We start from the raw sequence: 24,626 nt of genomic DNA on the forward strand, positions 1-24,626 counted from the left end.
CTTCGCCGGTCGGATCATTTCGGGGTGGCTGACGCGTTATCTGGCCACCGACGCGCCGCAAGGGACTGCGCCTATCGAACAGGTGCGCGTGACGGAAACGGGCGAAGGCAGGTTTCAAAACGCGGTCCAGGCCGGCAGCCATCGGCTATTCGCGGACGAATCCGAAAGCGTGGGCGGGCTCGATTCCGGACCATCGCCTTATGACTTCCTGTCGATCGCACTTGGCGCCTGCACGTCGATGACGTTGCGTCTATATGCCGACCACAAAAAGCTGACTCTCGGGCGCATCGGGGTCGACGTCTCGCACGCGAAGATCCATGCCAGGGACTGCGAAGAGTGTGCCGAATCGGAACGCAGCAGTGGCGCCCGGATCGATCGTTTCGAGCGCGTCATTTTCGTCGATGGCGAGGTCTCCGAGGAGCTTCGCGACAGGATTGCCGAGATTGCCGGCAAGTGCCCTGTGCATCGCACGCTCGAAGCTGTGGCGAAGATAAAAACCGTGGTGAAATCAGAATCTCGAGTGACAGAACGATAGCNCAGTATCACTTCTAAGAAGATTATCATTGGCCCGCTTGAGGTTAAGCGCTGCGGCTGTGGAGGGTGGTTTTCGGGAGGAAAGCTATGTCCAGTTGGAACTCCGGCCGCATCGTCGGTCAGAAGCCTCCATTGAAACCGAAAGAGGTCTGGGCCATCCGAACCCGCCTCCAGTTGCTGGGTGCGGTGCGCGACCTGGCGCTTTTCAATCTCGCGATCAACAGCAAATTGCGAGCTTGTGATCTCGTGGCGATCTCGGTTGGTGATGTTTCGATTTCTGGAAGGGTTCGGGACCGGGCGATCATCATCCAGAGGAAGACCAGCCGACCTGTGCAATTCGAACTGACCGACCAAACGCGGGAGGCTGTCGCTGCATGGATTGGAAGTCGCAGGCTGGGTGAACGGGATTACCTGTTTCCCAGCCGCGTGCACGCCTTGCCGCATCTGTCGACTCGACAATATGGCAGGATCGTCGAGCGGTGGGTGTCGAGCATCGGACTTGACCCCAAGCGCTACGGCACGCACTCGAAGAGGAGAACCAAGGCGGCGCACATCTACAAGAAGACCGGCAACCTGCGCGCCGTGCAGCTCTTGCTCGGCCACAAAAAGCTGGAGAGCACCGTCCAGTACCTCGGGATCGAGGTTGATGACGCCCTAGCCATCTCTGAACAAGTTGAATTGTAGGTTGCATTGCGGCGCTTCTCATTGAAGCGCCGTTTGCTGGCCGCACTGAGGGCAAACGTCGACCCAAAGCCGTCGCCCACGATGGGTAGAAGGAAAGTCACGACTTGGCCCGAATGCGGTCATGCGTGCGTGTCGCTGTCGCGAATTGCCCCGTCAGCCGAAAAGCGAATGTCTTTGCAGAGGGCATTTCCGAGACGTCCGCCGCATGGTCGTTGCAGTGATGACCTTGGGGCCCTGCTACCATCGCCAGACGGAATTATAGCTCCAGCCTTCGCAGGCATCGATGCGAGTTGCGCCCGACGCGATCAATTCCAGCGCGGTCAGTGCCGTGACCTTGTAGGTGCGGCGAGTGCCGCAGACCACGCCATCGTTCGCGAAGATCTCGAGCACGCCTCTATCGAAGAAGACGGTCAGATTTTCGAGTGAGAGCGGTGTCGAGCGGTATTCAATTTCGCCGGCATCTTCCGCGACGTTGACCTGTAGACGTCCAGAGACGTGTGCGATTGTAAAGCTTTCACCGTCACCACCGCGTCCGACGATTCGAATTCCATCGAGAGCGCCTGTCAAGGATAGTTCGATCGGCTCTCCGGGTTCGCAGATGAAATGGCCGGCGGCTGCTTGCGTCAATGCGTGGGAGCGCAGAGCTCGATAGCCCACCTCAGGCAACATCGTCAGACGTAGCTGAGCGTCGACACCGAGCACGCGGGGCAACGACAGTTCGCCGCTGTAGGGCGATCCTGCCGGCTTTCTGAATTCCCAGTTGAAGAGCCAAGCAAAGGCGATCTGCCGCTCCTTGGCGCGGAAACTCTGCATTGCATAGAAATCGGTTCCGAAGTCCAATTCCTGCAATGCAGGGGTCAGGGGCATGAAGCGGTCGTCGTCAAATGTGCCGACCTGTGCGTAAAGAAGGTTGTGGCGGCCGGTTGTCGGCTCGGTGTACCCGACGAAGCCCATCACGAGCACGAAACGGCCGTCGAGTTCGAAGAAGTCGGGGCACTCGACGCAGCGTGCTCCATGCTGACGGAAATGTTCCGGGGCGCGGTAGAGGACCGACAGGAATTTCCAGTCCGCACCATCCTCCGAGCCGTAGAGCAGCACAGCCGGGTCTCCGTCGATTGCCGCTCCGAGCACCATGCGGTATTCCCCGCCCGCCGCATCGTACCAGACCTTGGGATCGCGGAAGTCATGGGCACTGCCGGGCGGGCCATTGTCGAGTACAACACGATTGGTCTCCGGACGGAGCAAGTCCGCCGATGGGACCACCAGCTTCTGCACCTCCTTGTATTCCTTGAACAGGTCGTACGCTGGCAATCGCTCGGTGTAATAGAAGCTCAACCCGCCATCCGGGCCGACGAAGGCGCTTCCGGAGAAGGCGCCGCCGGTGGCACCTAGCGACCAGAGGTTCTGTTCTGGATGGAGAAAGACCGGCAGATGCGTCCAGCGGTAAAGGTCGTCGCTTACGGCGTGGCCCCAGTGCATCGGTCCCCATTCGGCCTCGACCGGATGGAACTGGTAGAACAGGTGATAGCGGCCGTCGACGAAACACAGGCCGTTTGGATCGTTCATCCACGCCTGAAACGGTGAGAAGCGTAGCTGCGGCCGGTCGGGATCGCTTTCGCACCACGTTGGCCAAGCCACCTTCGGTCGAGCGACGAGGCGGCCGCCCTGCAGATCCAGGAAAGTCACCCCTTCCTCAGCCACGCGGATGGGATCGAAGCGATAGAACAGCGAAAGCTCGATGATGTTCTCGTCCCACTCGAGTGTGAGCGGGCCGCCCGCGTGGTGAGTATACGCGTAGAACTGACAGTAAGGCGGCGGCGGCGCGATCCGGTAGACGATGCGCTTACCAGCACGAAGTGCGAATACCTCGCCAGCGGAATCCTCCGCCCGTGATTTTGCCGCCTTCCGACGGGCCCAAAACTCGAAGCGCGTTCCGCGTGCCGCGTCCAATTCCACGATGTTGCTCATTGCTCCTCCACTGCGCCGCACTGCGCGCTGAACTTTCAAGCTTGACAAATGTCGACGTCGATATTTAATTTCGACGTCGACATTTGGCAAGTCCGTATGCTGGAGGATGCGTCACGGGGCCAGGTCGAGGAGGAGAATATGGCTGATTTATACCTTGAGGGCGTCACCAAGTCGTATGGTGCCGCCACGGTGATCCGCGGCATCGAACTTCAGATACCATTCGGCGAATTCGTCGTTTTCGTCGGACCGTCGGGCTGCGGAAAGTCCACGCTGCTGCGGATGATCGCCGGCCTGGAACCGATTTCCGGAGGCGTGATCAGGATCGGCGGAACCGTGGCAAACCTGCTCGAGCCCGCTGAACGTGGCGTGGCGATGGTGTTCCAGTCCTACGCACTCTATCCGCATATGACCGCCTACAAGAACATGGCCTTCGGCCTGAAAATCGCCGGACTGGACAAGGGCGAGATCGACCAGCGCGTCACCCGCGCTGCCAGGATGCTGCAGATCGAGGAACTGCTGCACCGCATTCCAAAGGACATGTCCGGCGGCCAGCGCCAACGCGTTGCGATCGGACGTTCGATCGTGCGCGAGCCGCGCCTCTTCCTGTTCGACGAGCCCCTGTCGAACCTCGACGCGGCGCTCAGGGTTCAAACGCGGATCGAGATCGCGAAACTCCACAAAATCGTGGATGCGACGATAATCTACGTGACCCACGACCAGGTCGAGGCGATGACGCTCGCCGATCGGATCGTGGTGCTCAACCAGGGCCGCATCGAGCAGGTCGGCACACCGCTCGAACTTTACCGAACGCCGGCAAATTTGTTCGTCGCCAGCTTCATCGGCAGCCCCAAGATGAATTTCTTTCCGGTAACCCTTGAACGCGAAGGGCTGGCCCGCGGCCCACTTGGGACGGCCATCCCGGCCCCTGCCGGCCCGACAGGCCGTGCAACGCTGGGCGTGCGGCCGGAAAGCCTCGTTCTGTGTGAACCAGATCAGGCCTTTCTCAGCGCTCGGCTGCAGTTCGAGGAGCATCTCGGCGAGCACCGCCTGATCTACGCACAGACGGGCGACGGCATTGAGCTGATCGCCAAGGAGCCGGACGGGCCGTCCCTGGCCGAGGGCTCCATCCTCCATTTCCGCTTTGCGCCTGAGAGCGCGCACTTCTTCGGGCCGGACGGCAATCGTCTGGGCCTTTCAACCAAGGGAACTCATTGATGACGAGCAGCCACCCAGGACATTCGATGCTTGCCGACCTCGCGCGCGTCAAGGACGCACGCACCGGACGCCTTTCCAGTTGGGACCAGGAGGGCAAGAACCAGGACTATTGGCTGATCCCGGCCAACTCCACCGTCCGCCTCGCCACTATTGAGGGTCCGGGCTGCATCACGCATATCTGGATGACGCAATTCTGCCGTCGCGTTCTCGGGGCCGGCCTGATTGATCCGACCGCCGGCAATTACGTCGCGCCGGTCTTCGAGATCCACAATGCTCTCGGCCTCAACTGGGAGGTTGCCGACCCGCATTACTATCGCAAGGTGCTGCTGAAGATCTATTGGGATGATCAGGACACTCCGTCGGTTCTGGTGCCGCTCGGCGACTTCTTCTGCACCGGTCATTCGATGCCCGGCAACTTTTCTTCTCTGCCGATCTCCGTCTCGAGCAAGCCGGAGGAGCGCTATCGCTTCGGCGGCAGCGCTGCATTCAACAGCTATTTCCAGATGCCGTTCGGCAAGCGCGCCATTATCGAAATCGAGAACCAGAACGACGTCCCCTACGGCCAGTACTTCTACATCGATTTCGAGCGCTACGAGGCGCCGCTGGCCGACGATATCGCCTACTTCCACGCGTCCTGGCGGCGAGAGAACCCCTGCGGTGGCTGGGGTCCGAATCTGCAGACCAACAGCCCCGAAACCAACATTCCCAATCTCGACGGCAAGGAGAACTACGTCATCCTCGAGACCGAAGGACGCGGCCAATATGTCGGCTGCAACCTGTCGGTTGCGCACTTCCAAGGCTCCTGGTGGGGCGAAGGCGACGAGATGATCTTCGTCGACGAAGACACCTGGCCGCCCTCGATCCATGGCACTGGCACAGAGGACTATTTCAATCACGCCTGGGGGATGCAGAACAACGCCTTCCTGACGAACGGCTCGGTGATCCACGAGAGCATCGTTCCCGGCTATCAGGTCTCCTATCGCTTCCATCTCACCGATCCCGTTCGGTTCAAGAACCGTATCCGCGTGACGATCGAGCACGGCCACGCCAACCACCTCAGCGACGACTGGGCCTCCACGGCCTATTGGTACCAGACGCTTCCATCGCCGAAGCTGAGCATCCTGCCGGTTGAGGAAAGGCTGCCAACGCCGCCCGGCGACCGCACTCCGGAGAGGGTCGCCCGCGATCGCCTGACGCCCGAACAGGCCAGGCAGATCGATGCTGCCGACGAGCGTTTCCGCGCCTATGCGGAACTCCGCGACATCGAAATCGAAAAGAAGTTGGAGATCACGCGGCGCCGCTCGGCGGCGAATGTATCGAAAGGAAACTGAAACGACGCTGAAGCGCGTCGCATTCCTCATGCGACGCGCTTCGGGTCTTTGTTCTTGTGCCTGTCGCTACGAAAACCGCTGACATGCACTCGGCGCTCATCCTGAGGAGGAGAAGGAAATGAGCATGAACAGACGAGACCTTCTGACCAAGGCGACGGCGTTGGCCGCAGCCGGTGTCCTGACACCAACCCTGTTCCCGGCAAAGGCAGCGCAGGCAGGCGCTCCGGCAAAAGACACCGCAGCCCAGCTCACCACCTACAACTGGGGCAACCCGTCCGAGGCGAAGACCTATGGCGAGGCCTTCGAACGATTTCGAAAGATCTATCCGAACGTCACGGTGCAGGACAACATCGCTCCGATCTCCTCATGGTCGGACTACGCTGACAAACTGGTAACCCAGATCGCCGGCGGGAATCCCCCCGACATCATCAACATTGCGGTCGAAGGGTTGCGACTCGCCGTCGACAAGAAATTGCTGATGCCGCTCGACGAGCTGATCGCCGCCGATCCGGAAGCCAAGGCCCTGGTCGACAAGATCCCGGCCAAGCTGAAGGACGCACTCACCGTCGACGGCAAGCTCTATGAAATTCCGAACGGGGGCCAGACGATGGTCATCCACTACAACACCCGCATCTTCAAGGAGGCGGGCGTCGAGCCGCCGAAGCCGGACTGGACCTGGGACGACTTCGTCGCGATCGCCAAGAAGCTGACGACCGGAGAAGGCGACAAGAAGATCTACGGATATGGCCTGCCCTGGTTCAATTTCGCCATTCATCCCTGGTACCTGACCAACGGCACCTATCCGGTAACCGCGGATTTCAAGCATTCCAACCTCAACGATCCGAAGATCCGCGAGGTTGCCGAGTTCATCCACGCGCTCGTTTATGAGCATGGTGTCTCTCCCGACCCGATCGGGCTCAACGTCTATGACCAGTTTGCCGCCGGGCGTTTCGCCATGGTCGGTGCTGGCCGCTGGCCGGTGACCGGCTGGGTGGCGAACGGCTTCACCGATTTCGACATCGTGCCCTGGCCGCGCAAGGCAAGCGCCGAAACGGTGTTCGGCTGCGGGGGCTGGGGCATCAGCCCGCAATCGAAGAATCCAGAGCTCGCCTTCCAGGCGATCAAGCAGTTGATCTCACTCGAGACTGTGACCGCGCTGATGGAGATCGGTCAGCAAATCCCGATCTACGAGGAAGCGGCGAGGAAGGAGAGCTTCCTTTCAGCGCCGAAGAGCGCACCGGTCTTCTTCGATGCTTTAGAGACGGCGAAGCCCGTGGCGGCGCCCGCCTTCTTCAACGCGCTTGACCGCATCCTGGGCCGCACCTTCGATCAGATCATCACCGAAGAGTTGACGGCGGAGGAAGCGCTGGCCGCGGCCCATGAGGAACTCGAAGCCGAGATCCAGCGGGGTTGACCCATGACCAGTATCGCCAATGATGCGGCGGCGGGTTGGTTCTCGCCGCAAAACCGCAAGGAGACCATTGCCGGGCTCCTGTTCATCGCGCCGGCCTTGATCGGCTTCGCTGTCTTCGTCGCAGGACCGATGGCCGCCACGGTGGTCCTCAGCCTGATGAAGTATGACCTGTTCAGCAATCCCAGCTTCGTCGGGCTCGCCAATTTCGAAGCGATGCTGGACGACCGGCGGCTTTGGAAGGTCCTCGGCAACACGGCCTTCTTCGCCGTCTTTGCTGTGGCCGGCAATGTCGGCCTCGGCGTGGTCCTGGCGGTTCTGCTCAACCGCAACATGTCGAAGACTGTGCAATATGCATATCGCGCCGCCTATTTCTTCCCGTCCCTCGTCGGCCTTATCTTCGTTGCCGTGATCTGGCAATTCCTGTTCCAACGCGACATCGGGGTAATTAACTACTACCTCGGTCTTGTCGGCATCGAGCCCGTCCGCTGGCTTTCGAGCGCCCGCAACGCTCTCTGGTCAGTCATCATCCTCGACATCTGGAAGAACGTCGGCTTCGCGATGCTGATCGCGACGGCAGGTTTGCAGAGCATCTCAAAGGACTATTACGATGCCGCACGAGTCGATGGCTCGAGCAGCCTGCGGACCTTCTGGCAGATTACCCTGCCGCTCCTGTCTCCGACGATCCTTTTCCTGCTCACCATGAACACGATCGGCGCCTTCAAGGTGTTCGAATCGATCGTCGTGCTGACCAATGGCGGGCCGGGCGATGCCTCACGCAGTCTGGTCATGTACATCTACGAGCAGGGCTTCAAGTCGTTCAACATGGGCTACGCGTCGGCGATCTCGCTGCTGCTGCTCACGATTACCGTCATTGTCACGGCGATCCAGTTCGCCCTTTCCAAGCGGTGGGCTTTCTATGAATAAGCCAATGCACATCTCATGGGATATGACGCCGGCTCGCCTGTCGGCGCGTCGTCTCTCTCCGGAAACGCGGGCAATGATCTCGCGGCTGCGCACCGCGCTGATCTATGTGGTGCTCGGGCTCGGCGCGCTGGTGATGGTGGCGCCGTTCCTGTGGATGTTCACCACCAGCTTCCGGCCCGTGGCGGAAGCCTTCACGCTGCCGCCACGCTGGCTGCCGGGACTGGATTCCAGCCTGGAAAGCTACCGCCGGCTGCTTGCATCGGATGTTCCGATCGGGCGCTTCTTCTGGAACTCGACCGTGCTTGCGACCACAGTCACTCTCGGTTACGTCGCAACGACCACGATCGCCGGGTACGCCTTCGCGCGGCTCCGCTTCCCGTTCAAGAACGCCCTCTTTGCTCTGCTCCTCGTGTCGCTGATGGTTCCCATCCAGACGACGCTGGTGCCTCTATTCCTGCTGATGCGCTGGCTCGGATTGGTGGACAGCCAGTGGTCGATCATCGTTCCCGGCCTCACCGGCGCCTTCGCGCCCGGCATGTCGGGCGTGTTCGGCATCTTTCTGATGCGGCAGTTCTTTCTTACCCTTCCCAAGGAACTGTTCGAGGCGGCGCGCGTCGACAATGCCGGGCATTTTCGCACCTTCTGGTCGATTGCCGTGCCGCTCGCGGGCCCGCAGATCGCGGCACTCTCCGTCATTATCTTCACCATGACCTGGAACGACTATTTCATGCCGCTGATCTTCCTGAACTCGGTCGACCAGATGGTGCTGCCCGTCGGGATCATGTCGATCCGCGATCCGGTCGGGAACTCATCGGCGACCTCGGAAGTCATCGCGGCGGTATCGCTGTCGATCCTGCCGGTGCTGCTGGTGTTTCTGGTGGCGCAGCGCTGGATTATCGACTCCTTCGTGCGGGCCGGCGTGAAAGGCTGACACGTTGTGGTTGATGAGGTGGAGCGCATGGCTATGGAACCAGTCGTTATGCTATCGGAGACGCCCGTGAGGCGGTTTGAGTGCTCAGTTGGGGAAGAGAATGGTCAGTATCAAGGACGTTGCAGCACTTGCCGGCGTGTCGGATCGAACGGTATCGCGCGTCGTCAACGACGAAGGTCTGATCCGTCCGAAGACCAAGAAAAAGGTGCAGAAGGCGATCGAGGCGCTGGGTTATGTTCCGAACCAGGCGGCGCGGTTGATGCGCACCAGCCGTTCCAGCGTGCTTGGATTGATCACTGACGTCGTCTCGACGACGCCGTTTTCGACCGACATCGTGCGCGGCATTCAGGACGCCCTCGATGACACGCCTTACACGCTGCTGACCGTGAACACCTCCGCCGATCCGGCGAAAGAGCAGCGCGCCTGGAAGATCTTCCGCGAGCATGGCATCGGCGGCGTATTCTATGTGACGATGTTTCATCGTCACGTTCCGCGGGATACTGAATTTCCGAGTACGCCGACCGTGCTGGTAAATTGCAGCGCTCCCGACCAGGCTCTGCCGTCAATCGTACCGGACGACTATCAAGGCGGACTGGATGCTGTCCGCCATCTCGTCGAGCAGGGACATCGAAAGATCGCCTATGTCGTGCTGAATGAACTGATCCTGGCGGCCGACCTTCGCGGCCGGGCATTCTTCGACGGGCTGGCGGCGGCTGGCATCGAGGTTCGAAAGGAATGGATCGTTCCGGGGCGCGTAGGAGCCATATTTGCCGACAAGCTTGTGGCTTTCGAGAACGCGCGGCGCATTCTTGACAATCCTGACCGACCGACGGCAGTCGTTTGTGGCAATGACGAGATCGCGCTGCAGGTCTATTGCGCCGCCACGGATCTCGGACTGCGGGTGCCAGATGATGTCTCCATCATCGGCTTCGACGATTTCCAGGTCATCACGACCGGCATTCAGCCACCCCTCACAACGATGGCATTGCCTTATCGCGACATGGGCGCTCTGGCAGTTCGAATGTTGCTCGACATCATCGCGGGCCACCCCCCGAAAAAGAAACATGTCGAGTATCGCTGCGAGCTCGTCATTCGCAATTCGGTTTCCCCACCGAAATAGCTGACGCCAGATCTGCTCAGCCCTTGATCCGGGCGGTTCCCGAACGGCGCGCTCCCCACGGCTTCAAGCCGATGGCGTCGCCATGGCGGCATTGATTAACAGAGGATGCTCCGTTCGAGAAAAAAGGCCGGCGCGAACGCCGGCCAGTCTGCTCGGGAGGAAAGCTTATCGATCCCACAGACCATGTTCGGCCAGCGGCGCACGAGCCGTTGGTCGTCATGAATAAAACTCCGAATTGTCCATGAAATTTCCACAAAAAGACCTAGCTACGATCGGTCTATATGGAATTTCCTCGACTATTGTCCAGGAACTGGAGTGCCCCTAAATGCATTCATCGCTCTATCCATCTCTACCTGTTCGTCACTGCCTGTATCTAGGACTGTATTCCGCGCAGACCCCTTTTTCACCAGTACTGCCGTTACTTCGAGCGCCGTCAAATTGCTCGTTGAAAGCAATGCTCCCACTTGTGTTGAAAAACAGGCACTGTTTGGTGCATCATTGATCTGCGATTTTTCGGTTGTGGCCACAATGTGATTATTGGCTATGTAATTGCCGCTACCGGAAACCACGTTAATTATCACGGGCTTTACGGCAATGGGCTTGAGATATTGAGTATCTATAGTTACCGAAATGTGATTCGCGATTACCGAATTGTTGCTGCCGTGAATTTGCAAAAGTCCGAACAGATCATCCAAGCCGTTATCGTATTTCTGCATGGGCGCCCACGGCTCTCGATCTCGCAAAAAGTGATTTGAGGAAACCAAATTTTCGCAACAGTTCGCAGCAAAAACCAGCATTCCGGGATAAAACGAATGGAATCTATTTCCTGTGACCGAGGAACGCACCACGGCGGAAAAATACACACTACTAGCACCTCGAGGGAATACGTTGTTTGAGGATACTAGAATGCCCCCATAATTTTCAGCATAAATGGAATGCCCCCTATAACCGGCTCCGATAAAATTATTTGCTATTCTTGAGGCCTGCCCCATACCTTTCAATTCGATACAGTTTCCGCACTCCGCAATGAAATTGTTGTCTATCGCCAGCGCGTCTGCATCATGAACAATAGCTCCATGCTCTAGATAGATAAGACCCATCCCCGTTATTCGGCATGAGTCATTGGCGCTGCCTACATAGATTCCCGTTTTGCCATTCTTGTATGTATTTTCTGCATCATTGTGCCCCGAACCATCGTCAATGAAATGCAGGCCATCAATGCAAAAGTCAGCAAACTCCACAGAGCTTATACGAGGATTTCCGGTGCGCTTAACATAAAATGCGGCTCCAGCAGTCTCACCGTCAGCGGCCTCTGGAGAGATGTCCACAAGTATACGGCTACCGCCCGGCCACACTTCGTGCCAGCGCGCCAGCTCGTTTGTGGGTGTGTTGAAACGGATGCTCGAAGACGTAAAACCGTGTCCAGAGCCCACTATTTTCAGATAGCTCACGTCAATAACGACTTGAGTGGCAAGACGGTAATCGCCCGGCGGTACATAGATAACTGCTCCAGGTTTCCCGCCATCATTTAGATCGCAAACAGGTTGCCTGCTTTTAATATCTGCAATGATGCTATTGATGACCGCTCCAATATCCTCATAGGGATTACCGACGGAATACTTTGTTACGTCGTAATAGTTTTCGCTAACCATTGGTAACGTCTCCGCGGACATTTCTTACTCCAGAGCGGTGGTAGACTGATGTTCGTGATTAGGTTGTTGCTTGCAAGCCGCCTGGAAATGCATCCAGCTCTCTGTTTGATCGAGATCCGAAAGAGTTGCGGCGTTTGATCACGATAGACGGGCTAGTTATTCTTGTTTTTCTCCTGGCTATACCATCACCGGATGCTGGTGCGGGTATCCGGTTCAAAGAAGTGAAGTTCTTCGGCATCGACAGCGACGCGCGCGATGTCACCTGCGCGTATTGTGCTCTTCGGAGAAAAACGGGCTACAGCAGCTTTTTCGGCGCCGATGTCGGCGACGGCGTCCGGGTCGCCAGCATCCACCCAAGATGCATCGATATTCAGATGCACCATGGATTCAGAACCTAGCGCCTCAACAAGAGTGACCGGGGCCGAAATCTCGGCCGAAGAAGGCCGGATTGCGGCGTCGTTCATGTGCTCGGGCCGGATACCGACAATGACCTGACGGTTAGACGCACCGTTGAGCGAGGGTCGGCCTTCGAAAACCCGGTCAGGGATTTCGAAACTGTTGCTGCCCAGGGTCAGCGTTCTTCCATTCAGAACGGCTTCGTACAAGTTCATCGAGGGCGATCCGATAAACGCGGCGACAAAGACATTGTCAGGGCGCTTGTACAGGTTCTGCGGTGTGTCGACTTGCTGCAGCACGCCGCCTTTCATGACTGCTACGCGGTCACCCATCGTCATCGCCTCGACCTGGTCGTGGGTCACGTAAATCGTAGTGACATTCAGTTTTCTTTGCAGGCTTGCGATCTCGGCGCGCATCTGTACGCGCAGCTTGGCATCGAGGTTCGACAACGGTTCATCCATCAGGAAGGCTGCCGGCTTTCGGACGATCGCTCGCCCCATGGCGACGCGCTGGCGCTGTCCCCCGGAGAGAAGCGCCGGTTTGCGGTCGAGCAAGGTAGTCAGCTCGAGGATGCGCGCGGCCTCGTTCACGCGGCTGTCAATCTCAGCCTTGGGCAGTCCGGCCATCAGCAATGGAAAGGCGATGTTTTCGCGCACCGTCTTATGCGGATAGAGCGCGTAGGATTGGAAGACCATGGCAATGTCGCGCTCTTTGGGATCGACATCGTTGACGAGCCGGTCATCGATCTTAAGTTCACCGCTGGAGATGCTCTCCAGGCCCGCGATCATTCTGAGCGCTGTCGACTTCCCACATCCCGACGGACCGACAAACACCATGAACTCGCCGTCCTTGATGTCGAAGCTGAGATCATGCAGAGCGTGAAAGCTGTTTCCGTAGATCTTGTTAATATTGCGCAGTTCTATACCGGCCATGCTTGTCTCCTCATCCCTTCACAGCGCCGAACGTCAGCCCGCCGACGATCTGTTTTTGAAGTGCGAGCGTTACGATGATGACGGGCAGCGAATAGAGCACGGCCGCCGCGGTCATCGCTCCCCAGGCAAGTCCGTAGACGGAATTGTATTCGGCAATGACGATCGGGGCCGTCTTGGTCGATTCGGACGTCAGCAGCAGCGCGTAGAGGAACTCGTTCCAACTCGTGATGAACGTGAAGAGCGCGGTCACCGCGATCCCGCCCGTGATGATCGGAAGGATGATCTTGCGAAAGGCCTGGAAACGTGTGCATCCGTCCATGCGCGCGGCCTCTTCGAGTTCCTTCGGCACGCCTTCGAAGAAAGCCGACATGAGCAGCAGCGCCAGGGGCACAGCTGCGGAGGTGTGAGCGAGAACGAGGCCAGGAATGGTGTCGAGCAGGCCTATGGACTTTAAAAGCTGGAACAGCGGCACACCGAGAGACACCGATGGGACCATACGGGTGACCAGGGCAAAGAGCAGGAAAAACGTCGTGATCCGGCGGCGATACTGGGTGGCAACATAGGCGGCCGGCACGGCCACCATCAGCGAGAGCGCCGTCGTCAGCATCGCCACCGTGAGCGAATTGATGAAGGCCTTCGGCAGAGTAGACGATTGCAAGACTTCGCGAAAATTCTCGAACGATATGACGGCGGGGAAAAAGCTTGGCGGGATCTGCTGGACATCGGCCGCCGGCTTGATGGACGTCATCAGCAGATAGATGTAGGGCAGCGCGTAAGACAGCACGAGCACGAGGGCTGCGGCGTTAATCAAGATTCCGCTGACACTGGGGCGGGACACTCTATGCATGGGCCGGCCTCCAAATTTTCCAATAGGCAATCCCGGCCAGGACCATCATGACGAGAAGGAACAAGGTGCCGGACGCGGAGGCTTCGCCGAGGTCGCCGAAACGAACCATCCTCTGATAGATGTTCATCGAGAACACTTCCGAAGCATGGCGGGGACCACCCTGCGTCTGAATCCAGATGAGGTCGAAGGTCTTGGCCGCATCCACGCCACGCACGATTACGACGACCGCGATCACCGGCCGCATCAGCGGCAGGGTCACATGCCAGAATCGTTTGAGCGCGTTCGCCCCGTCGATCCGTGCCGCCTCAAGCAGGTCCTTCGGGATGTTCGTCAGCCCTGCGTAGGAGACGAGCGCGACAAAGGAGGTCGTCAGCCAGATGTCGGCAAAGGATACGGAATAGATGACGATATCCTCGCTGGATAGCCAAGCGATCTCATTAGGGTCGCTGATCAGCCCCAACTGTACGAGGCCATAGTTCAGGATGCCGATATTGCCGACGAGGAGGAATCTCCAGAGCAGGCCGGCAACGATGGGCGGAACCATCAGCGGCAGAGCGAAGATCGTGCGGTGCCAACGCGACTGGCCGACCATGGCCGAGAACAGCAGCGCCGCACAGAAGCCGAACGTGAATTCGAAAAAGAGGGCGAAGACCGAATATTGCAGCGTCCGCAGAGCACTTTCGGCGACACGTTTCGAGGTTAGGGCATCGATATAGTTCTGCAGCCCGACCCATTCGCGTATGTGGGGCGTGATCGTTTCGACCTTGAAAAAGGAATCGAAAATCAGCAGCCCCACCGGGTAAGCGACCAACAAGCCGAGGATCGCAACCGCGGGCGCGAGCATGCAGAGCACAAATCGGTCTTCATCCGACATGTCGGTCTCCGAAAGCTGGTGGCGCGAGCGGCATAGATCCGCCCGCGATTGAGGAACGTACGAGGTTAGTCGAGAATGTCCTCGATCGTTTCCTTGGCTTCCGTCAGGACTTCGCCGACATCGGCCTTGCAGGTCAGCGCCTGCTGGACCGCGGGCAGGACGGCTTCGTCGACGATTTCCTGATATTTCTCGTTGATCGGCCGGCCTTGCGTTGCAGGCGCACCCAGCGTCTCAAGCAACGGCGTGAAGTGCTCGTAACCGGGCTTGCTGGCATAACTGCTATAGGCGGAATTCGTCGCGGCGAGGCCGAGCGGGGCTTCGATGCCCAAAGCGTTGTTGGCGATCGCAAAAGCGATGAACTTCTTCGCCGCTTCCTTGTGCTGTGAAGTCGAGGGGACGACATTGTACCAGGGACCGGGAATAGCTGCGATCCCTGCATCGCCGGCGAGCATCGGAGCGACGCCGACATTACCGCTGACCTTTGAATCCTCTGGCGTCATCTTGTAGGCGTGCGCCCAGAATTTCATCATCGCTGTCTTGCCCTGATAGAACAGGTTCTGCGCTTCGCCCCAACCGATCTCGTTGACGTTTTCCGGGACGGAATGATCGGTGCAGTGCGGTGCGATGTAGAACTCGAGCGCCTTCTTGTGCGCCTCGTTGTCGATGATGACCTTGCCATCCTTGTCGAGGATCACGCCGGGCGAGCCCGCCTGCAGCACATGCGCCATCCATTCCTCCGAGAAGGTGCCGATGGTGTCGGTGCCCCAGAAATCGACCTTGCCGTCACTGTCAGTGTCGCGCGTGAAGAATTTTGCTATGTCGCGCCATTGCTGCCAGGTCTTGGGCGGAGCAAGGGGAGATCCATACTTCGCCTGGAAGGCCTCTTTTTCCTCCGGCTTATCGAACAGGTCCTTTCGATAGAAGACAATCTCGGCGTTCGCCCATGTGGGCATCCCGATCAGTTTGTCTCCGACCTTCGCGTCAGCGAGCAAGGCAGGCGGCAGGTCCGCGCGAACCGCGTCGGTGAAAAGAGCCGACAGATCCTCGACATGTTTTGCGAATTTTGCATTCCAGACCACGTCGATCGTTACGACATCGAATGCCGACGAACCGGAAGCAATCTCCGCGGAGAATTTGTCGAATACGCCCTGATAGGGAACGACGGTGAACTTCACCTCAATACCGGTCTCGGCGGTGAACTTCTCGGCTACCGCCTTCTGAAGCATCTCGCCGCCACCTTCCACCAGGACGTTGATGGTTTCGGCTCGGGCGGAGGCCGCCATGAACACAAGCGCAAGCGCGCTGGCACTAAGCAGTCTATTCATCGTTTCCTCCCTGTTTTAAGCCCGAGATCCTCACCCGGGCTTTTACATAGAGGAAGCATAATGCTGTGTTGACGACGTTGTCAATACGAATTGTCGACGTTGTCATGCCCAGTTTCGCAATTCTTGACGAGTTCCCGGACGATTAGCGGCGCGAGATGGTTGAGATGACGATGCGCAGAATGGAAACGCCCTACTCAGCGGTATACCCGAGATCTCGGGTTAGATGATCGCGACCGGTGTGCCCGGCTGCCAACCCTGAGAACCTTCGACTCCAGACAGCTGTTTCACACCGAACACACAGAATCGCGTTCGATCAAATTGCACGCCAGAACGCGACGACTCGGGCGGATCTTGTCGCCCGCCACCACCCTATTCAACCACTCCGCGCCCTGAAGGCCGAGATCATAGTAAGGCAGCGCGGCAGTGGTCAGTTGGGGTTTCAGCGCCATCGAGACTGTCCGGAAATCGTCAAAGCCGACGATGCTGATGTCCTGCGGAATTCTGAAGCCCAATGCCATGGCTGCGATATAGATTTGAATCGCCATCTCGTCGTTGCCACTCATGATCGCGGTCGGGCGATCCCTTTGTTGAAGAATCTCGGTCGCCGCCGCGAAGACATAGTTCTCCTCAGCGCCAACCGGTCCCTCCATGCCAAGACGGATGGAGAGGTCGCTGTCCGCCAGACCAAATTCCCTCGCGGTCTGGCGGACTGCGTCGAGGCGGAGCTCCGCGCCCAACAGGATCGGGTTGAGCCGGATGTAACCGATCTTGCGATGCCCACGTTCAAGCAGATGGCGGGTCAGATCCTGCGCGCCTTGGAAGTCGTCAGGCTCAATAGACGGCCAGTCCTCGGCGGTTTGCGGCCTGCAATTGACCATCACTGTTGGAATGCTGACATCGCCGGCTGCGGGGTCGACGATGCGGCGGTACATCGTCACATAGAGAACGCCATCGATGCGATGGGACTGGAACATTTTCCAGATTGTCGCCTCCCTCTCGGAAGATCCCACTGTGTTTGCGATCAGGATGGTTTTCCCATTGGCGTTCGCCCAGTCCTGGATCCCGCGTACGATGTCGACCGAATAGGGCGTCGTGGAAACATAGTCGGTGATGATACCGAATGTATTGGAGCGGCTCGACCGAATCTGGCGCGCGGCCATGTTCGGAACATAGCCCAAATCCCGGATCGCCTTCTCTACGCGCTCGCGCGTTTCTTCCGTCACATGCGGCTCGCCGTTGATGACGCGCGAGACGGTTTTGTTTGACACTCCGGCCGCCTTGGCGACGCTGATTATGCTGACCATGCCTTCATCTCTCCTGCTCAGTGCACCATAAATCAGTTCAATGACAACGTCGACAAATATTGTTGACAACGTCGTCACACCGAGTTTATGCATTCTGCCCGATGTGAAGACGTGATGATCGTAGCTTTCCTGGAGGAGGATGCTGCGCGAGAGAGAATGCGGCCGTTATCCCTTTGTGCGCGCCGATGAGCAAGCAATCACTGTTTACACCGGGGAGGAAAGGAATGAGTTCTGGCAAGGCAAACCGCGCATTCCTTCGAAATTGCCGAGGATGAGTTCATCTAGGGGCCATACGCCCACTCGACGCTACGGCAGAGCTCCACATCTCCCCTGACATCAGGCCGGGGGCTTCGTTTCGCCCTTCGGTACTGAACATGCTTTCGCCGCCTCCTGGGTGGCGCCGATTCTCATCGAGACGACGACCAACAGCGGCTTCGTCCGCGATCACCAATGGATTAGATGCCGAGGATTTCCTGGTCGGTCAAGGCGAGGATACTCTCGCCAAAGCAATCACGAAAACAACCCAGCTCCCAGACGATCCCGCATCGAACGCACACAGGACCGGCTTGAGGGACGACGACGGACCCCGAACGGCCGAAAGGGTCCGCAAAGCGGCCGTCCTGTCCCTTCGCAGTGAACTTCCGCTCCCCACCCTATGCGGCCGTAGGGACGAGGACCGGAATGGCTCGATTGAGCCCAATCCAGTCCTTCCAGGTGTCTCGTCGGCGGCACAGGTGAGTGGGTGAGCGGTCCTCCGAGGCTAGGTATCGCCGCCACCAACCGACAAGGTCATGGGCAGCGCCACCGATTTGGCGACCCCATCGACCATGAATTCCAGCGGCAGCACGCCACCCGTCGCGGAGGAACGGAAGCCGACCATGCGATGTCCTTCCAGTTCATTCCAGCTTTCGGGCATGCCAAAGCGCGCGGTGTAATCAGGCGAGGCGACCGTGACTTCCCGCAGCAGCGCGATGCGTCGGCTGACAAGATCGCTCTCCTTCGGCGTGCCGCTGCGCAACACGCAGTCGATACCTTCGCCGACCAGATCGACATAGCGGTCCGTCTCGCTCAGATAGAGTTCGATATCGGGATATTCCGAGAAGAATTGCGGCAGGGCTGGCACGATGAAGCGCCGAGCTTGGGCGCCATGCACATCCACATGCAGCAAGCCCCTGGGCCTGGTGCCGCTGAAGGCGGTTTCTGCCTCCTCTATATCGGCCAAGATGGACAGGCAGCGCCGATAATAGGCTTCACCGTCCAGCGTGACGCGGACCTGGCGCGTGGTCCGCTGCAGCAGTCGAACCTTAAGCCGAGCTTCGAGCTGCTTCACCGCATCTGTCGCCGTGGAGGCGGGTAGGTCCAGATCTTCGGCGGCGCGGACAAAACTGCGGCGCTCTACGACCCGCGTGAAGACGCGCATGGAATCGATCCGGTCCATTGTCCGAGTTTCCCGAATGAAGTTCCCGAAAAATGCCTGATTACAGGCCTCTTGGGAAGTGTCACTTGTAGATCGCCCGAAGGGACCGGGCCAGACATTCAAGGAGACATCCCATGACAAACAGCAGCACAAAGATCGCCCTCGTCACCGGCGCCTCACGCGGCATCGGCGCGGCTGTCGCCCGCCGGCTCGCCTCCGACGGCTATACGGTCGTCATCAACTATGCCGGCTCAGTCGGCCCGGCCGAAGAACTCGCGTCCGAGATCGAGAAGGCGGGTGGCAAGGTCCTCACCGTCCAGGCCGACGTGAGCGACGCAGCCGCGGTCGCCCGCATGTTCGACAGCGTCGAGGCCGCCTTCGGAGGCATCGACGTCCTCGTCAACAATGCCGGCATCATGAAACTGGCGACGCTCGCCGACGGCGACGACGCGTTGATCGACAGCCAAATCGCCATCAATCTCAGGGGCACGATCAACACGCTGCGCGAGGCGGCGAAGCGCCTGCGTGAAGGCGGCCGCATTGTCAACTTCTCGACCAGTGTCGTCGGGCTCAAGCTTGAGAGCTACGGCATCTATGCCGCAACCAAGGCGGCGGTGGAGATGCTGACCGCCATTCTCGCCAAGGAGCTGCGCGGCCGCTCGATCACCGTCAACGCCGTCGCGCCGGGACCGACCGCGACGGCGCTGTTCCTCGACGGCAAGTCGCCCGAGCTGATCGAGCGCATGTCGAAGATGAACCCGCTCGAACGGCTCGGTACGCCCGAGGACATCGCCGCAGCGGTCGCCTTCCTCGTCGGCCCCGACGGCGGCTGGATCAACGGCCAAGTGCTGCGCGCCAACGGCGGCATGATCTGACCGATCTCGCCATGTCCAAGATCGTTCTCGTCACCGGCTCGTCAAGCGGCTTTGGCCGCTTGACCACCGAGGTCCTCGCCCGCGCCGGCCACACCGTCTATGCCTCGATGCGGGACATCGCCGGCCGCAATGCGAGGTGGAAGCGGAAGCTCCAGGCGAAGGGGCCGGCAGCCGCTTTGCGGAGAAAAAGACAAATGACCGCCGCTGGCCGACATCACAACACCCGTACGCTGCCCGGCCAGCAGATAGAGAGTGGCCGTGAAAACCGAAAGCGGTCCAGCGCATATAAGCACCCCAGATGTCTCCGACCGTGGGAAAGCTGCAGTTCGCGCACCGGGGCTCGGCCGCGCCGGAGGATTGCAGGCTGGGAATATAGCCAGCGCCTCCGGGACTGTCTCGTTCAGGTTTGGCACTTCCATTCTCCTTCTGCCTTCATTAAAATTGGGACAATCGAGACATAGAGGAATTGAATTGGCTTGATTCTCCGGCGAAATCGGTCTTCATTGTCCCGGATTCGGCGGCAAATGGGGGTGGTCCATGCTGCGTGACTTCAGCGATACGGTGGCGTTCGTAAAGGTCGTGCAGGAGGGTAGCTTCACCGGTGCCGCGCGGGCGCTGCGAACGCCGAAGACGCGGATCAGCCGCAAGGTTCAGGAACTGGAGGCGCGGTTAGGGGCCCAGCTTCTCCACAGGACAACGCGCAGGCTGAAGCTCACCGAGGCTGGCACGATCTACTTCCAGCGTTGCGAGGGCTTGGTCAAAGATATCGAAGATGCCGAAAGCGCTGTGGCCGAGCTGCAGCAACGTCCCAAGGGCTGGCTCAGGATCACAGCCCCACACTGGTTGTCGACGCGCATTCTGGCGCCGGTGCTCAGCGAATTCAGAAGGTTCTACCCGGATGTCTATCCGCAGTTGCTTCTGGCCCATGAGGTGCTGGATGTCGTTGCCAAGGAGATCGATATCGCGCTGCGTCTGTCGGAGGGGCCCTTGCCCGATTCCTCGCTCAGTGCCCGCCGGCTTGGCGATCTGCCAATGGGCATATATGCGGCTCCCGCTTATCTTGAACGACACGGAAGCCCTTCGAACCCGGCAGAGCTCGTCAGTCATGCTTGCCTGTTGACACAGTTCTATTTCGACAAGCCGGTCCACGCCTGGCCTCTGACACTCGAGGGGCGGCGCCACGAGTTCCCGGTACGCCCCGTTGCGGTGGCCAGCGATCCCGAAGGGTTGCACGGCTTTCTGCTGGCCGGCGAAGGTCTGCAGATGACGAGTCATCTCCGTGTCAGGTCGGACGTTGCCGCAGGACGTCTCGTCCGCGTGCTTCCCGAATGGTCCGGGCCGGCCCCCACGCTTTACGCGATGAGAGCCGGCGGACGTATCCAGCCGCCAAAGGTCAGGGCGTTCCTCGACTTTCTGGTGCCGAGACTGAACCTCACTGAGATCCGCGACGAGAATCTGGCCGCTTCGCACTGATCGGCTCTGCGGCAGGGGCATGGTGAGGAGGGCTTCATGTTCCCGGTGGTCGCAATCAGTTGGTTGGTCGCACAGGGGCCTATCGAAGCCGGGACCGATGGCGATCGGTGCCGCCCAGACATGGAACCGGCGCAACGGGCTCCGCTCCGTTGCGCCGCGATGGGTCATTTCAAGAGGCGTAGTTGATGGGAACCCAGTCGTAATTCGTCGCATCGCGGCGAACATGGCCGATGCCCGGGAAGGCAGTATGAGCGCCGGCCACCAGGTATTTGCCGTCGGCCGCATGCGCGAAGGCCGCCTCTCTGGCACGAATGGCCTCGGACTGATCCGTATCGAACTGGATCGCCACGTCCGGCTCGTCGAACTGAAGCACGTCTCCATGGGTAATGTCACCCCAGAAAACGATCTTCGCGCCGGCGCTTTCCACAACGATCGAGCTGTGCCCCGGCGTGTGCCCGGCCCGCAGGATCGAGCCGATGCCCGGCAAGATTCTGGCATTATCGGCGAAGGTCCGAACCCTGCCGGCTTCGGCATAGGGCCCCAGACTCTCATGCGCCTCGACGAAATAGCTCAGCGGCACATTGGCCGGTCGGCTCTCCACCGGCGTCTCCAGCCAGAAAGCATGTTCACGCTTGTTGACGTGAACGGTCGCATTGGCGAACACCGGCTTGCCTTTGATCGTCAGCCCGCCGGAATGGTCGGTGTGGATATGGGTCAGGATGATGTCGTCAATCTGGTCCGCTTTGTAGCCGGCCGCCTCGAGATTGGCGACGAGCTCGCCGAGCGCACCATCGAGATAGCTGCCCGTGCCGGCGTCGATCAACACCAACCTTTCCCCCGTGTTGACGAGGAAGGCGTTGACCGACGTATCTGTCGGCGTGCCCATGAACGCCGCGGCCAGCGCTCTCCGCGCATCTTCGGCGTCGGTGTTTGTGTAAAGCTCCGGAAGAGGCAGCGGAATAGTGCCGTCCGAAAGCGCCGTCAATTCGAAGCTCCCAAGCTTCATTCTGTAAAAGCCGGGAGCCTGGAAAGATTGAAAGGGTGCCTTCGCGAGGGCCGGGGTGAACCCGCCCGAAACGGTTCCCGCTGCGACGAGCGCCGCTGCGCTCTTGATGAGGCCTCTACGGGTGAGCATGGCAGTTCTCCGATGTTTGACGTTTCGTTCACCGTTTCCATGTTGATGGCCAACTGGTGTGAGCAGAAACCTAATCGGGATCGGATGATCGCAGTAGGCGATGAAAATGGACCGCATTGTCTCGAAAATAGATACAATTCGCATGAGTCTATTGCGTGAGGGGAGACGGGTTTGCAGGTCCCGAGTTGCGATTAGCACACCACGGCACCGACACTTGTTCCAAGAACGAAGCTTGCCAAGAAAGGTGAACGTCCGCTTCGCGCCCCCAGCACGGACATATCGGCCGTATCGGCGAGCGGCAGCTACGGGCCGAACGCGGCCCTACCAGCCGCCAATTCGAACGACTTGAAAGTCCGCTTTTCGGCCGTGCAGTTTGCCCGCAGCGATCGGCGCGGTTGAGCCCTATGCGGTCCTTCCAGGTGTCGAGGCCAGCGGCTTAGATGCGCCACAAGCGGAAATCAACCCAACGTACCTGCGAACCGTTCTGGCCACCTCTCGCGTTGGAAGACCTCGCCTAGGAAATCGATAAACACGCGGGTTTTGGTGGGTAGCAAGGTCCGGCTCGCATAGTAAACCGAAATCGGACCAGCATCGGCGTACCAAGCAGGTAGCAGCCGGACAAGCTCGCCGTTCTCCAGGTAGGGCAGCGCGTCCGGCTTCGCGATCATGGCGACGCCTAGTCCGAGAACCGCGGCGGACCGCATTGCGGCCGGGTCGTTGACGACGATCCTTTCCTTCAACACCGCCGGCTGCTCGTCGCCTGCGACGTTCCTCATCTGCCATTGCCGGATTCGACCGGTGCGCATCGAACGCATGACGATACCGTCCAGCTCAACCAGACCGGACGGATCATGAGGAGGAACACGGCCCTGCATGTAGGATGGTGAGGCAACCGCTATAATGTGAGCCGAGGCCAGTGTCTTTGCGATGATGCCTGGCGTCAGATCGAAACCACCGCCTATTGCCGCGTCGTATCCCTCGCCGATCAGGTCAACCTGCCTGTTCTCGAACATCCATTCCGGCCTGATCAGCGGATATCGGGTCATGAACTCGGGCAAGGTCGGAAGAATATACTCAACCCCAAATGTGGGGCTCATGCTGAGTCTCAGCACGCCCGCCGGTTCGGCCTGTTCATTTGAAGCCTCGGCAATCGCAACTTGAAGGCTCTCCAGGTGATCACGGACCGAATGGAGGAAGCGCTCGCCTGCCTCCGTCAGTGTCAAACTCCGCGTGCTACGCTGGAAGAGCCGGAGCTTCAGGTTGGCTTCGAGGGCGGCGACGTTCCTACTCACTGCGGCTGGAGTCAACCCCATCCTACGGGCTGCGGAAGAGAAGCTGCCAAGTTCCGCGCTGCGAACGAAGGATTCCAGATTTGCCAGCGTTTCCATTTTCTTCTTTCAACGAATGCTTGAAATTAATAACAGCCAATTCCGTCTAATCATAGGGGAATAGGAGAGCGATATTCACTCCGTCGAAACCAAGCAATGGAGTGAACGCAATGACCGACACCTCTTTGAAACTGTCCGGCAAGACCGCTCTCGTCACGGGCGGTTCGCGCTCTATCGGCGCGGCCATCGCACAGCGCCTCGCGGCAGATGGAGCCGCAGTCGCTCTCACCTACAGCGCCTCGCCGGAGAAGGCAGCCGCGGTCGTGAAGGAAATCGAAAACACAGGCGGTCGTGCCATCGCCATCCATGCCGACTCCGGTAATCCTGAATCCGTGCGTGCCGCGGTGGCCAAGACGGAGGAGACCTTCGGCTCTCTCGACATCCTCGTCAACAATGCCGGTATCGCACTTGGTGGTCCGATCGAGGACATCAAGTTCGAAGACTACGAGCGCATGATTGCGGTCAACGTGACCGGCGTGTTCGTCGGCACGCAGGAAGCTGCACGCCGCATGAAATCGGGCGGTCGCATCATCCATATCGGTTCGTCCATGGTCCGCTATGCAGCCTTTCCGACAGCCTCTCTCTACACGCTGACGAAGGGAGCTGTCGCCGGCTTCAACCGCAGCCTCGTGCGCGATCTCGGTCCCAAGGGGATTACCGTGAACACCGTGCACCCTGGACCGACCGACACCGACATGAATCCGGATGGAGGTCCCGTCTCGAAGATCGTCGGCCCCGGTATGGCGATCGGCCGCTACGGCAAGGCCTACGAGGTCGCCAGTGTCGTGGCTTATCTCGCCAGCCCCGAGGCTGCCTTCGTAACCGGCGCTGACATCGTCGCCGATGGCGGCTTCACCGCCTGATCAGCGATCCAACCTGGAGACTAC

At 59.3% G+C, this 24,626-nt stretch carries 20 protein-coding genes and 2 pseudogenes; 12 read left to right on the forward strand and 10 right to left on the reverse strand.

Annotated elements, in window-relative coordinates; all coding sequences use genetic code 11:
• Both AU381_RS24905 and AU381_RS24910 read left to right on the forward strand, forming a co-directional pair.
• On the forward strand, positions 1-535 hold a 535-nt coding region (locus tag AU381_RS24905), incomplete at its 5' end, for an OsmC family protein (RefSeq protein WP_162273459.1).
• Between the two features lie 86 nt (positions 536-621).
• On the forward strand, positions 622-1,218 hold the full coding sequence (locus AU381_RS24910; protein WP_064244304.1) for a tyrosine-type recombinase/integrase: 597 nt from the start codon (positions 622-624) through the stop codon (positions 1,216-1,218).
• Positions 1,219-1,455: 237 nt separating this feature from the next.
• Here the strand turns inward: AU381_RS24910 and AU381_RS24915 are convergent, their stop codons facing one another.
• Positions 1,456-3,276 carry a GH32 C-terminal domain-containing protein gene (locus AU381_RS24915; RefSeq protein ID WP_244520129.1) on the reverse strand — a complete coding sequence of 607 codons (1,821 nt, stop codon included), beginning with the start codon at positions 3,274-3,276 and terminating at the stop codon, positions 1,456-1,458.
• 48 nt (positions 3,277-3,324) lie between these two features.
• Here AU381_RS24915 and AU381_RS24920 point away from each other — a divergent pair, with 48 nt between their 5' ends.
• From AU381_RS24920 to AU381_RS24945, 6 genes are all read left to right on the forward strand, one after another.
• Entirely contained in the window at positions 3,325-4,401 is a 1,077-nt protein-coding gene (locus AU381_RS24920; RefSeq protein ID WP_064244537.1) for an ABC transporter ATP-binding protein, read from the forward strand.
• Positions 4,401-5,732, forward strand: a complete 1,332-nt coding sequence (locus AU381_RS24925; protein WP_064244306.1) for a glycoside hydrolase family 172 protein — start codon at positions 4,401-4,403, stop codon at positions 5,730-5,732. The genes AU381_RS24920 and AU381_RS24925 overlap by 1 nt, the downstream gene beginning before the upstream one ends.
• A gap of 118 nt (positions 5,733-5,850) precedes the next feature.
• Positions 5,851-7,146 (forward strand): ABC transporter substrate-binding protein, encoded by a 1,296-nt coding sequence (locus AU381_RS24930; protein ID WP_064244307.1) that lies wholly within the window; start codon positions 5,851-5,853, stop codon positions 7,144-7,146.
• A 3-nt stretch (positions 7,147-7,149) separates the two neighbouring features.
• Positions 7,150-8,070: a carbohydrate ABC transporter permease gene (locus tag AU381_RS24935; RefSeq protein WP_082910346.1), complete on the forward strand. Its 921-nt coding sequence runs from the start codon at positions 7,150-7,152 to the stop codon at positions 8,068-8,070.
• Between the two features lie 4 nt (positions 8,071-8,074).
• A complete protein-coding gene (locus AU381_RS24940; protein ID WP_162273460.1) occupies positions 8,075-9,001 on the forward strand; it encodes a carbohydrate ABC transporter permease in 927 nt (308 codons plus the stop codon).
• Between the two features lie 100 nt (positions 9,002-9,101).
• Complete coding sequence (locus tag AU381_RS24945) at positions 9,102-10,121, forward strand: LacI family DNA-binding transcriptional regulator (RefSeq protein WP_064244309.1); 1,020 nt, start codon at positions 9,102-9,104, stop codon at positions 10,119-10,121.
• Between the two features lie 296 nt (positions 10,122-10,417).
• Here the strand turns inward: AU381_RS24945 and AU381_RS29125 are convergent, their stop codons facing one another.
• The 7 genes and pseudogenes from AU381_RS29125 to AU381_RS24975 form a co-directional block, all read right to left on the reverse strand.
• Positions 10,418-11,773 carry a NosD domain-containing protein gene (locus tag AU381_RS29125; protein ID WP_156528671.1) on the reverse strand — a complete coding sequence of 452 codons (1,356 nt, stop codon included), beginning with the start codon at positions 11,771-11,773 and terminating at the stop codon, positions 10,418-10,420.
• Between the two features lie 185 nt (positions 11,774-11,958).
• Positions 11,959-13,101 (reverse strand): ABC transporter ATP-binding protein, encoded by a 1,143-nt coding sequence (locus AU381_RS24950; protein ID WP_064244310.1) that lies wholly within the window; start codon positions 13,099-13,101, stop codon positions 11,959-11,961.
• 10 nt (positions 13,102-13,111) lie between these two features.
• Positions 13,112-13,948 (reverse strand): carbohydrate ABC transporter permease, encoded by an 837-nt coding sequence (locus tag AU381_RS24955; protein ID WP_064244311.1) that lies wholly within the window; start codon positions 13,946-13,948, stop codon positions 13,112-13,114.
• Positions 13,941-14,822: a carbohydrate ABC transporter permease gene (locus tag AU381_RS24960; protein WP_064244312.1), complete on the reverse strand. Its 882-nt coding sequence runs from the start codon at positions 14,820-14,822 to the stop codon at positions 13,941-13,943. The genes AU381_RS24955 and AU381_RS24960 overlap by 8 nt, the downstream gene beginning before the upstream one ends.
• A gap of 65 nt (positions 14,823-14,887) precedes the next feature.
• Entirely contained in the window at positions 14,888-16,147 is a 1,260-nt protein-coding gene (locus AU381_RS24965; RefSeq protein ID WP_064244313.1) for an ABC transporter substrate-binding protein, read from the reverse strand.
• A 284-nt stretch (positions 16,148-16,431) separates the two neighbouring features.
• Entirely contained in the window at positions 16,432-17,451 is a 1,020-nt protein-coding gene (locus AU381_RS24970; protein WP_064244314.1) for a LacI family DNA-binding transcriptional regulator, read from the reverse strand.
• Positions 17,452-18,214: 763 nt separating this feature from the next.
• Positions 18,215-18,889 (reverse strand): annotated as a pseudogene (locus AU381_RS24975) (LysR family transcriptional regulator); the annotation flags it as partial.
• Between the two features lie 113 nt (positions 18,890-19,002).
• Here AU381_RS24975 and AU381_RS24980 point away from each other — a divergent pair.
• The 3 genes and pseudogenes from AU381_RS24980 to AU381_RS24985 all read left to right on the forward strand — a co-directional run bounded on the left by AU381_RS24980 (position 19,003) and on the right by AU381_RS24985 (position 21,216).
• A complete protein-coding gene (locus AU381_RS24980) occupies positions 19,003-19,743 on the forward strand; it encodes an SDR family oxidoreductase (RefSeq protein WP_064244315.1) in 741 nt (246 codons plus the stop codon).
• Between the two features lie 11 nt (positions 19,744-19,754).
• Positions 19,755-19,877 (forward strand): annotated as a pseudogene (locus AU381_RS30895) (oxidoreductase); the annotation flags it as partial.
• Between the two features lie 403 nt (positions 19,878-20,280).
• Positions 20,281-21,216 carry a LysR family transcriptional regulator gene (locus tag AU381_RS24985; protein WP_064244316.1) on the forward strand — a complete coding sequence of 312 codons (936 nt, stop codon included), beginning with the start codon at positions 20,281-20,283 and terminating at the stop codon, positions 21,214-21,216.
• A 169-nt stretch (positions 21,217-21,385) separates the two neighbouring features.
• On the opposite strand, the gene AU381_RS24990 is transcribed toward AU381_RS24985, so the two are convergent.
• Entirely contained in the window at positions 21,386-22,351 is a 966-nt protein-coding gene (locus AU381_RS24990) for an MBL fold metallo-hydrolase (protein WP_064244317.1), read from the reverse strand.
• Positions 22,352-22,809: 458 nt separating this feature from the next.
• Positions 22,810-23,739 (reverse strand): LysR family transcriptional regulator, encoded by a 930-nt coding sequence (locus AU381_RS24995; RefSeq protein ID WP_064244318.1) that lies wholly within the window; start codon positions 23,737-23,739, stop codon positions 22,810-22,812.
• 110 nt (positions 23,740-23,849) lie between these two features.
• On the opposite strand from AU381_RS24995, the gene AU381_RS25000 reads away from it, so the two are divergent.
• Entirely contained in the window at positions 23,850-24,602 is a 753-nt protein-coding gene (locus AU381_RS25000; protein ID WP_064244319.1) for a 3-oxoacyl-ACP reductase family protein, read from the forward strand.
• The last annotated feature ends 24 nt before the right edge of the window (positions 24,603-24,626 follow it).

It is taken from the genome of Sinorhizobium glycinis, from assembly GCF_001651865.1.
In the GTDB taxonomy this organism is placed as follows: domain Bacteria; phylum Pseudomonadota; class Alphaproteobacteria; order Rhizobiales; family Rhizobiaceae; genus Sinorhizobium; species Sinorhizobium glycinis.